Source organism: Tenacibaculum piscium, from assembly GCF_021390715.1.
In the GTDB taxonomy this organism is placed as follows: domain Bacteria; phylum Bacteroidota; class Bacteroidia; order Flavobacteriales; family Flavobacteriaceae; genus Polaribacter; species Polaribacter piscius.
Window position 1 is genome coordinate 1 of sequence record NZ_JAJGWT010000003.1, and the last position, 14,863, is coordinate 14,863.

The 14,863-nt window shown below is 29.2% G+C and carries 12 protein-coding genes; 6 read left to right on the forward strand and 6 right to left on the reverse strand.

From position 1 onward, the window contains the following. From L0U77_RS03675 to dnaK, 5 genes are all read right to left on the reverse strand, one after another. Positions 1 to 2,998 (reverse strand): choice-of-anchor Q domain-containing protein (locus L0U77_RS03675; protein WP_233900761.1); only part of this gene is annotated, 2,998 nt, incomplete at its 3' end. A 360-nt stretch (positions 2,999 to 3,358) separates the two neighbouring features. Further along, positions 3,359 to 4,096, reverse strand: a complete 738-nt coding sequence (locus L0U77_RS03680) for a LytR/AlgR family response regulator transcription factor (protein WP_233897451.1) — start codon at positions 4,094 to 4,096, stop codon at positions 3,359 to 3,361. Between the two features lie 14 nt (positions 4,097 to 4,110). After that, positions 4,111 to 5,166: a sensor histidine kinase gene (locus tag L0U77_RS03685; RefSeq protein WP_233897450.1), complete on the reverse strand. Its 1,056-nt coding sequence runs from the start codon at positions 5,164 to 5,166 to the stop codon at positions 4,111 to 4,113. A 178-nt stretch (positions 5,167 to 5,344) separates the two neighbouring features. Then, the gene (locus tag L0U77_RS03690) at positions 5,345 to 6,583 is read right to left on the reverse strand and encodes a sensor histidine kinase (protein WP_233897449.1); all 1,239 of its coding nucleotides are present in this window, start codon (positions 6,581 to 6,583) and stop codon (positions 5,345 to 5,347) included. 240 nt (positions 6,584 to 6,823) lie between these two features. Further along, on the reverse strand, positions 6,824 to 8,713 hold the full coding sequence (gene dnaK / locus L0U77_RS03695; protein ID WP_233900762.1) for a molecular chaperone DnaK: 1,890 nt from the start codon (positions 8,711 to 8,713) through the stop codon (positions 6,824 to 6,826). A 435-nt stretch (positions 8,714 to 9,148) separates the two neighbouring features. Between dnaK and pyrE the strand changes: the two genes are divergently transcribed. Continuing rightward, complete coding sequence (gene pyrE / locus L0U77_RS03700; protein WP_193699774.1) at positions 9,149 to 9,799, forward strand: orotate phosphoribosyltransferase; 651 nt, start codon at positions 9,149 to 9,151, stop codon at positions 9,797 to 9,799. 18 nt (positions 9,800 to 9,817) lie between these two features. Next, positions 9,818 to 10,207, forward strand: a complete 390-nt coding sequence (locus tag L0U77_RS03705; RefSeq protein WP_101916563.1) for an orotate phosphoribosyltransferase — start codon at positions 9,818 to 9,820, stop codon at positions 10,205 to 10,207. A gap of 5 nt (positions 10,208 to 10,212) precedes the next feature. Here the strand turns inward: L0U77_RS03705 and L0U77_RS03710 are convergent, their stop codons facing one another. After that, the gene (locus L0U77_RS03710; RefSeq protein ID WP_233898716.1) at positions 10,213 to 10,974 is read right to left on the reverse strand and encodes a biotin--[acetyl-CoA-carboxylase] ligase; all 762 of its coding nucleotides are present in this window, start codon (positions 10,972 to 10,974) and stop codon (positions 10,213 to 10,215) included. 86 nt (positions 10,975 to 11,060) lie between these two features. Here L0U77_RS03710 and rsfS point away from each other — a divergent pair, with 86 nt between their 5' ends. Genes rsfS through L0U77_RS03730 form a run of 4 tightly spaced genes read left to right on the forward strand, consistent with a single transcriptional unit; the run spans position 11,061 to position 14,863 of the window. After that, positions 11,061 to 11,429: a ribosome silencing factor gene (gene rsfS / locus L0U77_RS03715; RefSeq protein ID WP_101916565.1), complete on the forward strand. Its 369-nt coding sequence runs from the start codon at positions 11,061 to 11,063 to the stop codon at positions 11,427 to 11,429. 25 nt (positions 11,430 to 11,454) lie between these two features. After that, a complete protein-coding gene (gene ftsH / locus L0U77_RS03720; RefSeq protein WP_233883466.1) occupies positions 11,455 to 13,407 on the forward strand; it encodes an ATP-dependent zinc metalloprotease FtsH in 1,953 nt (650 codons plus the stop codon). A 45-nt stretch (positions 13,408 to 13,452) separates the two neighbouring features. Further along, a complete protein-coding gene (locus L0U77_RS03725) occupies positions 13,453 to 14,043 on the forward strand; it encodes a hypothetical protein (protein WP_101916567.1) in 591 nt (196 codons plus the stop codon). Between the two features lie 16 nt (positions 14,044 to 14,059). Continuing rightward, positions 14,060 to 14,863, forward strand: coding sequence for a phosphatidate cytidylyltransferase (locus L0U77_RS03730; RefSeq protein WP_233897446.1), 804 nt, complete (start codon positions 14,060 to 14,062; stop codon positions 14,861 to 14,863).

The following is a 14,863-nucleotide window of genomic DNA, read 5'->3' on the forward strand; positions in this document are numbered from 1 at the left end:
CAGCATTCGTACTTTTTAAATTTGATGAATTTTCAGATAAAATACTATTTGCTCCACTATTAGCATTAAGATATGCCGTGTATGGATTCGAAATCATTTCAAATGTATTATTTGCGTTTCCTGTTGCGGTATATTGAACATTATCAGTAGTTATTGTTCCTCTAAAATCAACTGTTCCTGCCGTAGTTTTTTTGATGGAATACGCTTTTGCAGTATCAAAACTCCCCCACGATAAGGTATTTTTATAATATGTCCAAGGAGCTGTATTTCCATTTTCATAAATTCCTAATCCTTTATGATTCGGGTTTACCGTTCCGCTTACCAATGAACTATTTGTTACAAAAGATGCAACATCTTGCCCAACAACTGGCGAACCTACTAAGTTCCATTTGTCAGAAACATAACTTTTATAGGTTGCTTTTCCTGTTACAGTATTGATAACTTTCAAACTTCCATAACTATTTACATCTGATTCAATAGTTAAATTATCATTTGTAATAATATTTTCAGCCGTTAAATTTGCCGATGGCGAAATTGTTAAACTTGCTGAATTTTCAATAGTAATATCTTTAGCATTCGCACTATTTGAAATTACAGGATAATTTGTTGCTCCATTAAAAACAAACGCATTTAAAGTATTTGTTGGAACGCCATTGCTCCAGTTACTTGCGGTATTCCAAGAAGTATCTGTTGCTCCTATCCAATTAGTTTGTGGTAATGGTGGTACTGAACCAAATTCATATGCTCCCATATCTACGGTTGTGTTATGTATTCTTTGGTTTCCTACTAAATCGGTGGTTGTACCTGCTGGTATTTTAGCGTTATCACCAGTATCTTTTGCTGGTGAACCTGCTTGTAAAGTAAAATCTGTGGCACTTGTAAATAACGGATTTGCATTACTTACGTTTGTTTTATTTGCAGTAGCTATTACTGAAAAACCGTCTGAATCAATACTGTTAAAAACATTTACTGTGTTCATCGTATAGTTTAACCCAGAAACTGATTTTGAAGTTATACCACCAATAGTCGTATTACCCCAAAAAATACAATTAGACATTTCAACAGATATAGGAGAGCCTGCAGATTCTTCTTTAGTTACCCCTATGGTTGCTCTATTAAAGTTATTTAATCCACTAGAAGTACCTAAATCTGAATTATTTACATAAGTGTTATTTATCAGTTTAATACTTGTTGTATTGTTACCATAAGAAAAAGCAACTCCTCTAAACATACCTGCACTACCTGCTGATCCATTATTTCCAGTTCCTATGTTTTTTGAAATATTCCCTTTAAAAAGAGAATTACTTATGATTGCAGAATATGCATATCTTCCTCTTTTACTGTAAGAAAGAGCTGCGCCTCCTTTTGCTAAATTATTTTCAAAAATACATCTATCTATAATTAATTTATCTCCAGTTCTATATGCTTCATAAAACAAACCAGCACCGTAACCTGCAACATTATTTTTTATAATAGAGTTTTTTAAAATTAACCCTTTTGTATATCCTCCAGCAGGTAACGATATTCCAGTACCAGTACTATTTCCAGATGAGTTTCCACCAGAAATTGTAAAACCATCTATTACGGCATCATATCCATTTATTTTTACAACATTCAATGAGTTATCACTTCTTGTTGTATTACCAAAAGTTATATTAGCATCATCATTAGCCATTAAATCTCCAGATAAAATAGTTTCATTTGTTGTATTTACACCTACTAAATTTCGTTCTGATAATAAACTTTCTGTTCCTTTAAAACCTCCATAAATCGTTACATTTTTTTTACTTATTTCAAAGTTTATTAATTTATCACTAGCATCAGGAATATAAGTACCTTTTGCGACCCAAACTTCATCGGCATCTTTTACCTTCAATAATGCGTCTTGTAAATCTGTATAAGCATTAATCCATGATGAACCATCATTAGCTCCAGTAGCATCAGCCTTCACATAATAACGCCCATCTGTTCTAAATTCTTTTTCTAAAGACCAATTAGAACTTGGAGCATAAACAGAAGTACATTTAGTTCTATAATAAACATTGTAAAAACTAGAACTACTTAGGTTTAATATATTATAACTTCCTGTTGTTACATCATTAATAATAGTATAATTAGCAAAAGGCTCATTTTTTAATCCATAAGCTATATCGTAAGTTCCAGCATCTGTCCAAGTAACATCTGCAGAATCTTCTGTAATATTAGTTATAGAAAGATTTGTAATATCTGGTGAAAAACAAAAACCATAACCTCCCAATTGAGCTAATTGGGTTACTTCTGTTTGAGTTAGAATTTTATCATAAAAAAATAAATCATCTAAATCATCTAAATATTTATTTGTAGTTGATAAATTATTGTTTTTATTATTTGCAACCTTAAATGGTGTATTCGCATTAACTCCTCCCGAACCGTACATTCTATAATGGTTTCTACCTACGACTACTGTTTCTTTAACAGTATCAGTAAATACATCTATATGAAAATCAAATTTTTTATTATCTGATGCTTTTACATATTTAATATTCACAACTATATGATGCCAATTATTATCTGATATAGGCTTACTAAATAATTCATCAAAATCCCAATTAATAAAAGGTGTTCCCAAATCATAATATTGATTTCTACCAGAAACGCCTATTTTACCATCTTTTAAATAAACATTAAAACCTATATTATCTTTTTGTTCAAAAATAATTCTTGAATTTGAGTCATTAGTACTTGTTTTTACCCAAAAACTTAAAGCTATCTGAGAACCAAAAGAAAATTTATTAGCTGTTAAATAGTCTCCATTTAAACTAATGGCATTATTTACGGTATTAAACCTGTCATTAATCTTTGTTAATGCAGTTCCTGTTTGCAAAAAATTGTTTCCATTTGCAGCATCTGTTAGCCCCCCTTCTGTAAACTGATACATTGCTTGTAGACTATTTATCGGTATTTGTGCAAATGTTACACTACTTATTAAAAGCAATAATAGTAATATATTTTTTTTCATGATAAATTTATTTTTAAATTTAAAACGAAAATAAAATGACTATTTAACCTCTCTACTTAAAAGTTTCCGAACGCTACAATATTGTTTCCGAACAAATTTTCAATCCTCTTAGAGAACCTAATATTATAATAATTGACACTTTTTTTTCATAGTTATTAGAGCTTGTTTTTTTACTCTTACTTACAAAGCCACCTTATCAAGTGCTAAAAAGTTTCTCGTAGCTTATGAATTGTAAAAACTAAAGGATAATAATTCATTTTCAGATTATCGTATTCGATTATGGGCATTTGCTATTCTTTTTAGTTTCCGAAAAATGATATAACAAGTATTTACATCTTTAAAAAATTGATTCTAAAATTATTAATGCATCAATTTTTCGAAATTTTCTTTATAGGTTTTACCAACAGAAATTATTTTATCAGTAAAAGTAAGAAGTTGTTTTTCTTTTTTTGAATAGCTATTTATATGATTAATATTTACCATCCAAGAACGATGTACTCTTGTAAAAAAATCTTTATCACTTAATAAATTTTCATAATAATTTAATTTTTTAGCAACCATAAATTCCTTGCCATTTGTAGTATAAATTACGCTGTACATTCTATCTGCTTGAATACAAATAATGTCAATAATATTTACAATTACATAATCTGTTTTATAAGGTATCGCTATTATTGTAAGTTGTTTTTTATTTTGTTGTAATAATTCAACTCTGGTATTTAATTGCTTATTTTGAATATTTATGGCTACTTTTTCAACAGCTTTTTGCAACAAATCAACCGCGATTGGTTTTAATAAATAATCTATTGCGGTTACTTGAAATGCTTTAATAGCATAAGTATCGTAAGCGGTTACAAAAATTACGTGAAAGTTGATTTCATTAAATTCTTCTAATAATTGAAAACCATTTTTTTGAGGCATTTCAATATCTAAAAACACGATTTGAGGTTGGTATTTTTGTATTATTTGTACTGCATCATCAACATTAGAAGCTTCTGAAATTACTTCTACTTGCTTACAAAAAGCACCTAGTAAATAGCGTAAATTTTCTCTTGCGTTAATCTCATCATCAACAAGTACGGCTTTTATTTTTCTCATTTTATCATATATTTTTAATCTATATACGGTATTTTTAATATGACTTTAGTTCCTTCTTCAATTTTTACATATTTAAAACCAATATCTGTTTTATAATAGTCTTTTAATAGCAATAATCTATCTTGTATTGCTTTTGTTGAAAATGATTCTTCTTTATTATTTAAGGTATTTATTTCTATAGAAGCTTTAATTCCAATGCCATTATCTACAATTTCACATTCAAAAACTTCTTTTTGAGAAAAAGAAATCGTTACTTTTTTTATTCCTGATGTTTTGTGTAACAAACCATGTTTTATAGAATTTTCAACAAAAGGCTGAATTATCATCGAAGGTATTTTAATGTCTTTAATATTTTGATATCCTATTAAAACATATTCAAAATCATCTCGAAAACGCAATTTTTCTAACTCTAAATATTTTGTTAATAAGGATAATTCCTCATCAAAATACACAAAACTTTTTTCACTCATATTTAAGTTTTCTCTAATTAGCGATGCAAATTTTGTTAGATAATTATAGGCTTCATGTTTGTTTCCTTTTAATACTAAATTTTGAATTGAATTCATCGCATTAAACATAAAATGCGGATTCATTTGTGCTTTTAACGATTTTAACTGTAAATATGCTAATTCATTCTTTTTTTTCTCTTCTAATTGTTTGTAGGCTTCTTTTAACTTTACTTCATTTTTTTGATTTAATAATTGTGAATAGTTAAGTATCACATAAGATCCTATAAAAACAGCAAGTAATAGAATCGGATTTAACATATCAGAAGGATATATACTTGGTATTAATTTATAAGGAATATAATATAAGAGCCAGCACAATATCATTATTGAGATTGTTATTTGCTTTTTATCAATTAAAATAAGAGCGACTAATGGATATATAAAATAAAAATTTTCCATCATTCGAGATGGTTCTATATAATTTGCAAAAATAAAAGTTACCGTTATAAGTACTATTATAAACAATACTCTAGCATAAATATATTTTCTATTTTTTTGCAATAGATAAACTGCAATAATTGCTAAAAACGAAAAAAAATGTACTACAATGCTTTTGTTCATTTTATTTGAAAAAAACGGATCAAAAAACATAAAAGTACAGATTAAAATTCCCCATGTTAAACAAAATACATTTAACAGTTTTATTTTTTTATGTTCGTTTTCATTATTGTTGTAAACCCCAATATTTACAACGAATTTATATGCTTTTTTCAAAAAAAATAGTATCATTTTATTTCAATTATTTATACGACATTTTAAGTACTACTTTAGTTTTTAAATTTTCTTCGATGTATTTAAAGTGTATTTTTATATTATAAAAATCTTTTAATAAAGCGACTCTTTTTTCTATTATTGCTGTTAAAGATAGTTCTAAATTCATTTTATCTTTCTCTTTCATTTCAACGGATTTTGCAATTCCTATTCCGTTATCAATTATGGTACAAACTAGCATTTTGTTTTCATGATGAAACGTAATTTTTAACTCTCTCAATTCATTTATTTGATGCAAAAGTCTGTATCGAATAGCTTCTTCAACAAAAGGCTGAATAATTTGTGATGGAATTTCAATATTTTTATTGTTTTCTAAATTTTCAATAGTATAATTAAAACTATCGCCAAAACGCAATTTTTCAAGTTCTAAATATTTGTTTAAAATGACTAATTCAATATCTAAACTTGTAAAATTTTTATTGCTGATTTTTAAATTTTCACGCATTAAAACAGCATATCTTGTTAAATAATCATACGCATCTTCTTTATTACCTTTTAAAATTAAATTTTGAATTGCATTTAAAGTATTAAACATAAAATGCGGATTCATTTGTGCTTTTAATGTTTGTAATCTTAAAAGAGCCAGTTCATTTTCTTTTTGTTTTTCGAGTTTAGCGTAAGCTTTTTCTAATTTTATTTTACGTTTTCGTAGTTTCTTTTCTTGTTTTTTATTTAATTGTTCGGAATAGTTTAAAATAACAAAAGTTCCTAAAAAAATACAGAATACCAATACGGGCAAAATCATATTTTTAGGATACATATTTAAAAAAAGATTCGGGATAAAATACAATCCGAAGCAAAGAAGTAAAAACAACATATTAATCCATTTTTTTTCAATGAATAAAATACCGACCAAAGGATATAGAAAATAAAAATTTTCAATCAACATTAAAGGTGTTGTAAAGTTGGCGAATATAAATGTGATGGAAATTATAGCAATTATAAAAACAATTCGAGCTATATGATAATTTTGTAAAAATTGTAAATAAAAAATACCTGTGATAATAACATACGAAATTCCATGTAAAATCAAACTTCCATATAATTCTCTTTCAAAAATCAAATCAAAAATGGTGATAATGACAATCATTACCGACCAGGTAATACAAAAAGCGTTTAAGAGTCTTATTTTTTTAGCTTCAACCGATTTTTTTTGAGGAACACCTATATTTAATAAATAAGAGTATGTGTTTAAAATTTTATTCATGAAGCTATTTTTTTTAAATATCGTTTTTTTATTTCAAAACAATTCTATTTACTTTACGAATACTACAATCTAGTTTCCGAACGTTTTATTTTGATTTTATTGAACGTTTTTTTTCATAAATATATCATAGTTAATAAGTTCTTAACTATAAAACACAAAAAAACGCAATCAAATTAATGATTGCGTTTTAATATAAAAAGTGTCAAAATATAAAGTATAAAATATACTTAAAAGTTAAAATTACTTAACTTCTTCGAAATCTACATCTTCTACATTATCAGCTTGTGCATCAGTTTTTGGCTGTGCTTCTTGCTGAGCTCCTGCTGCACCTTTATCAGCATACATCTCTTCAGATGCCGCTTTCCAAGCTTCGTTAATTGTTGCCATAGCAGCATCAATTTGTGCTAAATCTTGTAATTGGTGTGCTGTTTGTAATTCAACTAAAGCGCTTTCAATTGGTGCTTTTTTATCATCTGATAATTTATCACCAAATTCTTTTAATTGCTTTTCAGTTTGAAAAATCATAGAATCAGCTTCGTTGATTTTTTCAGCAGTTTCTTTTGCTTTTGCATCGGAATCAGCATTTGCTTCTGCTTCTGCTTTCATTTTTTCGATTTCTTCTTCTGATAATCCTGAAGAAGCTTCGATTTTAATATCTTGTGTTTTTCCTGTTGCTTTATCTGAAGCAGATACTTTGATAATTCCGTTTGCATCAATATCGAAAGTTACTTCAATTTGAGGAACACCTCTTTGTGCTGGTGGAATATCTGTTAATTGGAAACGACCGATAGTATTGTTATCAGCAGCCATTGCTCTTTCCCCTTGTAAAACGTGAATATCTACAGATGGTTGGTTATCAGCAGCAGTAGAAAATACTTGTGATTTTTTTGTTGGAATAGTCGTATTTGCATCAATTAATTTGGTGAATACGTTCCCCATTGTTTCAATTCCTAAAGATAAAGGCGTAACATCTAATAATAATACGTCTTTTACATCTCCTGTTAAAACTCCCCCTTGAATAGCCGCTCCTAAAGAAACAACTTCATCAGGATTTACGCCTTTACTTGGTGATTTTTTAAAGAAATTTTGAACAGCTTCTTGAATTGCAGGAATACGAGTAGAACCTCCAACTAATACAACTTCGTCAATTTCGTCGATAGTTAAATCGGCATTTTTTAAAGCAGTAGCACAAGGCTCAATAGTTCTTTTGATTAAATCATCAATTAAAGCTTCAAATTTAGCTCTGGTTAATGTTCTAACTAAATGCTTAGGTCCTGAAGCAGTAGCAGTAATATAAGGTAAGTTAATTTCTGATGAAGTTGTGCTAGATAATTCAATCTTCGCTTTTTCAGCAGCTTCTTTTAAACGTTGTAAAGACATTGGATCTTTACGTAAGTCCATATCTTCCTCAGCTTTAAATTCTTCAGCTAACCAGTTGATAATTCTTTCATCAACATCATCTCCTCCTAAATGCGTATCACCATCAGTAGCTAATACTTCGAAAACACCGTCTCCTAATTCTAAGATAGAAACATCATGTGTTCCACCACCAAAATCAAAAACAACGATTTTTTTATCGTCATGAGATTTATCTAAACCATACGCTAAAGCAGCTGCAGTTGGTTCGTTGATAATTCTTCTAACTTTTAAACCAGCAATTTCACCAGCTTCTTTTGTAGCCTGACGTTGTGCATCGTTAAAGTATGCTGGTACCGTAATTACAGCTTCAGAAACATCTGTTCCTAAATAGTCTTCCGCTGTTTTTTTCATTTTCTGTAAAACCATGGCAGAAATTTCTTGAGGCGTATATAAACGACCGTCAATATCTACACGTGGAGTATCATTATCACCTTTTACAACGCTATAAGGTACTCTTGCTGCTTCTTTTGAAGATTCAGAGAACTTATTTCCCATAAAACGTTTAATAGAATAAACTGTTTTTGTAGGGTTCGTTACCGCTTGTCTTTTTGCTGGATCACCAACTTTACGCTCTCCACCTTCGATAAATGCAACGATAGATGGTGTCGTTCTTTTTCCTTCTGAATTAGGGATAACAACTGGTTCATTTCCTTCCATTACAGAAACACATGAATTTGTGGTTCCTAAATCAATTCCTATAATTTTACTCATAATACTTATTTATCTTAAATTTTTAATTCAATTTTACAGGTTGTATTAGTCAAAGTGTGTGCCAACAAGCTATAACTTTTATTTTGGCAGAAAATTTATCGTATTAGCCACATTACGAACTGTAATAAATGACATTATGTCATTATTTTTGATTTATTTTCTCAACTTATTTTTGATGTAGCTTCTTATTTCTTGATTATGGTATAATTATCTTCTGATGATTTTTTAAGATTATTGCTATAATTTTAGATGTTTCTAATTTACAAAAATGCTTTTAATTTCAACTAATTATGGATGTTAATAAATTATTATCTCTTTAAATAAGAGATTGTAAGAATGTATTTTAACAAAAATAACGGCTAATTTTTAATTTATTTTTAGTGTCGTTGTAAAAAAATTTAGTTATCATTAACAAAAAAATTATACATTTGTGTTATGGATTTGAACAAAGATACAGCAAAAAGAACAGCAGAACTTCTGCTACAAATAAAGGCGATTAAATTAAGCCCAAAAGCACCATTTACTTGGGCTTCTGGTTGGAAATCACCAATTTATTGCGATAACAGAATTACGTTATCTTACGTACCTGTTAGAAATTTTTTAAAAGAGCAAATAGCTAAATTAGTTATCGAAAAGCACGGCAAGCCAGATGTTATTGCAGGTGTTGCTACTGGTGCGATTGCCATTGGTATTTTGGTTGCTCAAGAATTAGGTGTTCCTTTTATATATGTTCGTCCTGAGCCTAAAAAACATGGACGTAAAAATCAAATTGAAGGACATTTAGAAAGTGGACAAAACGTAGTGGTTATTGAAGATTTAATCAGCACAGGAACGAGCAGTTTAAATGCAGTGAAAGCATTAAAAGAAGCCAATGCAACCGTTAAAGGTATGATTGCTATTTTTTCGTATGGATTTGCTATTGCTGATGAAAACTTCAAAAATAACAACGTATCACTTACCACATTGAGTAACTATAAATATTTACTCGAACAAGCATTGGATAGTAAATATATCACCAGTGAAGAGCGAACAATGCTGGAAGAATGGAGAGCTGCTCCTAGCGAGTGGAAACAAAATGAAAAATAAGACCAAATATAAAGGAATATGACTATTGAAGGAAACAAAGTAATTGTAAAAAAATCTACTAAAGAAATTTTTGATTTTCTATTAAAATTAGAAAACTTTGAGCAACTAATGCCAGAAAATACTCAAAAATTTGAAGTTGATGGTGATAGTTTTATTTTCGGATTAAAAGGAATGCCAGAAATAAGATTGGTCATGAAAGAAAAAACCGAATATTCAAACATTACTTTAGGAGCTGCAAGTAGCAAATTACCGTTTACTTTATCTTCTGATATTTGTGAAATTTCTGAAAATGAAAGTGAGGTTGTTTTAAATTTCAATGGTGATTTCAATCCGATGATGGCAATGATGGTTAAAAAACCATTAACAAAATTTATTGATACCTTAACAGAAAATATTTCAAAATTATAAACTAATTAAGCAAATGAAACTTCTTTAATTCCAAATTCTTGAATCGTTTCGTTTTCTAATTCAATTTGAAGGTTTCCTATTTTCGAAACTCCGATAATTTTACCCATAAATAAAGTGTTCTGAGTTGTTTTAAACATACTCGGAACATTTTTTTTGTACAAAACACTCAAATAGTCATTTTCTAAAAGTTGATATTCTTTTTGATGTAAGATTTCTAACTTTTTCGCTAGACTTACTAAGATTTTATCTAATAAGAAATCAAGATCAATATTGTTATCAATATCAGGATTAATAACTTGTTTTTTAGCTAACATTTTTTTGATAGATGACGCATTTGGTAAATCTTTAGGGAATTTATTTTGATTCACATTAACACCAATTCCTATTATAGCGGTATTAATTTTATCGGTAATTAAAGAATTTTCAATTAAAATACCTGCTATTTTTTTGTTTTCTGACAAAATGTCGTTCGGCCATTTTATTGTCAATCTTGATAGATTAAACGTATTAATCGCCTGATAAACGGCTAAAGAAACAGCATAATTTAAATACTTATAATCGGCTACAAGAAAATCATCAAACTTAGTGTAAACACTGAAAGTAAGTGCTTTACCTGCTTGTGAATTCCAGCGAGTATTCCGTTGCCCTCTCCCTGCGGTTTGCTTTTTTGCAACAACGACCGTAAGATTATCAAGCGCTACTTTTGATGCCATATCCTTCAAAAAAGAATTGGTAGAATCAATGGCATTAAGTTTGATTATTTTCATATAAGTTTTGTGAATAAAACAAGTGCTAATATTAAGCATAATACTCGCAAAAATATAATAACTTTGCTAAAAATATAATTTTTTTGATGACTAAAAAACAAGCAAGCACAGACGATTTAATTGCTGTGATTATAAAAGGGATTGAAGAGGTAAAAGGAGAACACATCCAATTACTAGATTTAAGAGAAATAGAAAACACTGTTTGCGATTATTTTATAATCTGCTCAGGAAATTCAAACACACAAGTAAGTGCAATTTCTGGTTCTGTACAGAAAATGGTAAGTAAAGAACTTAAAGATAAACCTTGGCATATTGAAGGACAAACAAATTCTGAATGGGTTTTAATGGATTATGTACACGTTGTTGTTCATGTTTTTCAAAAACAAATACGTGATTATTATGATATTGAAAGTCTTTGGGGTGATGCTAAAATTACAGAAATTAATACATTATAGTTCTTAATAGTTTAGACCATTGTTTATGAGTGATAAGAAAAAAAATGCTCCAAAATTTACGTTTAATTCATTTTGGATATACGTTCCGATATTAGTAATCCTATTAGGATTGAGTTTTTTAAATTCGAATAATTTAGGAACTCGTAATATTTCAAAAAACGAGTTTAATAAAATATTACAACAAAACGATATTCAAAAAATCGTTATTGAAAATAATAATGTCGCTCAAATTTTCTTAAAAGCGGAAGCTGAAAAAAAAGAAGCACATAAAAAAATAACAACGTCTCCTTTTTATAGAAAAGGAGCGCCGTTATACACCTATAATTTTGGAGATTTACAAAATTTCGAAAATGAAATCAAAAAAGAAAAAGCCGATAAAAATCTCGATTTTGATAGAAAAAATGTAGAAGCAACAAGTTTAATAACCACCTTGTTTGATTTCTTACCTTTTATTTTATTGATTGGTATTTGGATTTTCTTTATGAAAAAAATGTCTGGTGGTGGCGCTGGAGGTGCTGGTGGCGGTAGTCAAATTTTTAACATTGGTAAATCAAAAGCAAAACTTTTTGACGAAAACACCAAAGTAAAAACAAGCTTTAAAGATGTCGCTGGTTTGGAAGGTGCTAAAGAAGAAATTCAAGAAATTGTAGACTTCTTAAAAACTCCTGAAAAATACACTAAATTAGGAGGGAAAATTCCTAAAGGAGCCTTATTAGTAGGACCTCCTGGAACAGGAAAAACATTATTAGCAAAAGCCGTAGCTGGTGAAGCTGGTGTTCCTTTCTTCTCTTTATCTGGTTCTGATTTTGTTGAAATGTTCGTAGGTGTTGGAGCTTCTCGTGTAAGAGATTTATTTAAAAAAGCACAAGAAAAATCACCATCAATTATATTTATTGATGAAATTGATGCTATTGGTCGTGCTAGAGGAAAAAATAATATGACTGGCGGAAATGATGAACGTGAAAACACGTTAAATCAGCTTTTAACAGAAATGGATGGTTTTGGAACTGATACTAATGTTATTGTTTTAGCAGCCACAAACCGTGCCGATGTATTAGATAGTGCCTTAATGCGTGCAGGTCGTTTTGACCGTCAAATTTATGTAGATTTACCAGATTTACACGAACGTAGAGAGATTTTTGAAGTACATATCAAACCCTTAAAATTAGCTAAAAATGCTGATTTGGAATTATTAGCACAACAAACTCCTGGTTTTTCTGGAGCTGATATTGCAAATTTATGTAACGAAGCTGCTTTAATTGCCGCTAGAAACAATAAAGAAGCTATTGAACATCAAGATTTCTTAGATGCCGTTGATAGAATTGTTGGTGGTTTAGAAAAGAAAAATAAAGTAATCACTCCTAAAGAAAAAGAAGTTATTGCTTTTCATGAAGCAGGTCATGCTACCGTTAGCTGGATGTTAGAACATGCAGCTCCCTTAGTAAAAGTAACTATCGTTCCTCGTGGGCAATCGTTAGGTGCTGCTTGGTATCTTCCTGAAGAACGAAAAATTGTGCAAACAGATCAAATGCTAGACGAAATGTGTGCTACCATGGGTGGTAGAGCTGCTGAAAAATTAATCTTTAATAAAATTTCAACAGGAGCTTTAAGTGATTTGGAAAAAGTAACCAAACAAGCACGTGCAATGGTTACCGTGTATGGTTTAAATGAAAGAGTCGGTAATATTACCTATTATGATTCATCTGGAAATGACTCTTTTGTAAAACCTTATAGTGATGATACCGCTAAAGTTATTGATGAAGAAATCTCTAAAATGATTGAAATTCAATATCAAAGAGCCATCGATCTTTTAACGCAACACAAAGATAAACTTAGCCAATTAGCAGCACTTTTACTTGAAAAAGAAGTAATGTTTAAAGCCGATTTAGAAAAAATATTTGGCGAAAGACCTTTTGAAATTAAAGAAACTAAGGAAATAAAAGAAAATAAAGAAAGTAGAGATCTGAAAGATCTTTAATCAATTTTTAAAAATTATTTTTATTTGAATTATCTGATGAATTAGATGAATTTTTTTAAGAAAATATATAACTCATTTAAAAAACCATCTAGCGATGAATTAACCAACCAACAGGAAGTTAATTTGTCGCTAGATGATTCCTTTGTGCATAATTTTATCAATAAAGGTGGTAAATTTTTGTATTGTACTTCTATCGATGAAGTATCTATGAATTTAATTCAAATTTTACAAGAAAATAATTGGTACACAATTAGCTGTTCCGATTTTAATTTACTGAAAATAACCCAAAAAATAGGAATCAATACTCAGGAAAAAACAGCCAAAACAGTTCCCTTTTTCACAACCTGCGAACATTTAATAGCAAGTAATGGTGATATTTTATTTTCTTCAAATCAGTTAGGTAGTGAAAAATTACCTTCTCACTCAGAAGATTTTATTGTGTATGCCACCACTAGCCAATTAGCAAAAAATATGAGCGAGGGATTAACGGGTATCAAAACACAATTTAGCGGAAATATCCCTACAAATATTTGCTCAACAACAAATTATAAAATAGAAGTTGAAGACGGAAGTTTTTTAAGTTATGGTAACAGTAACTCCAAAAATTTATACCTACTTCTCTTTGAAGATTTATAAAGAACACTTATAAACTATGCGAAACATTATAGTAAGAAGTATTTCAGGACTTGTGTATGCGATAATTTTTATTGCTGCAATCCTTTTTTCAGCAGAATCTTATATCGCATTAATCGCTATTTTTTCGACCATCTGCGTTTTTGAATTCTCAAGAATACTGCAGTTAAAAAACATACTTCCTTATCTGATTTTAGCCTTATTCATATATGCGTCTGTCGTTAAAATACCTTCGGATTTCAATGGCTTTTTAATAGGATTTTCTTTTGCCAGTTTGCTAGGACTACTCTATTATTTAATCAGTACAAAAGTTATCAAAACAAATAATAGCCTCCAAAAAATATTTTTACATCTAATTTATTTAATACTGCCTTTTTATTTTTTAATAAAATTACCTTTTATCGAAAATACCTATCATCCAACTATTATTATTTATATTATTTTGATGATTTGGACTAATGATAGCTTTGCTTTTATCGTTGGTAAAAATTTCGGAAAACATAAATTATTTGAATCAGTATCGCCTAAAAAAACAATTGAAGGTTTTATTGGCGGATTATTATTTGCCGTTTTAGCAGGTTTTTTAATTGGAAAATTTGGAGAATATCCCAATTCTTTTTCAATTTTAAATTGGATACTAATCGCAATTATTGTGGCTGTTTTTGGTTCGCTCGGCGATTTAGTCGAATCAAAATTTAAACGACAAGCAAACGTAAAAGATAGCGGGAAAATAATGCCTGGACACGGTGGATTATTAGATCGACTTGATAGTTTGTTTTTTCTTGCGCCCTTCGTATATTTATACCTACATTATATTATATAA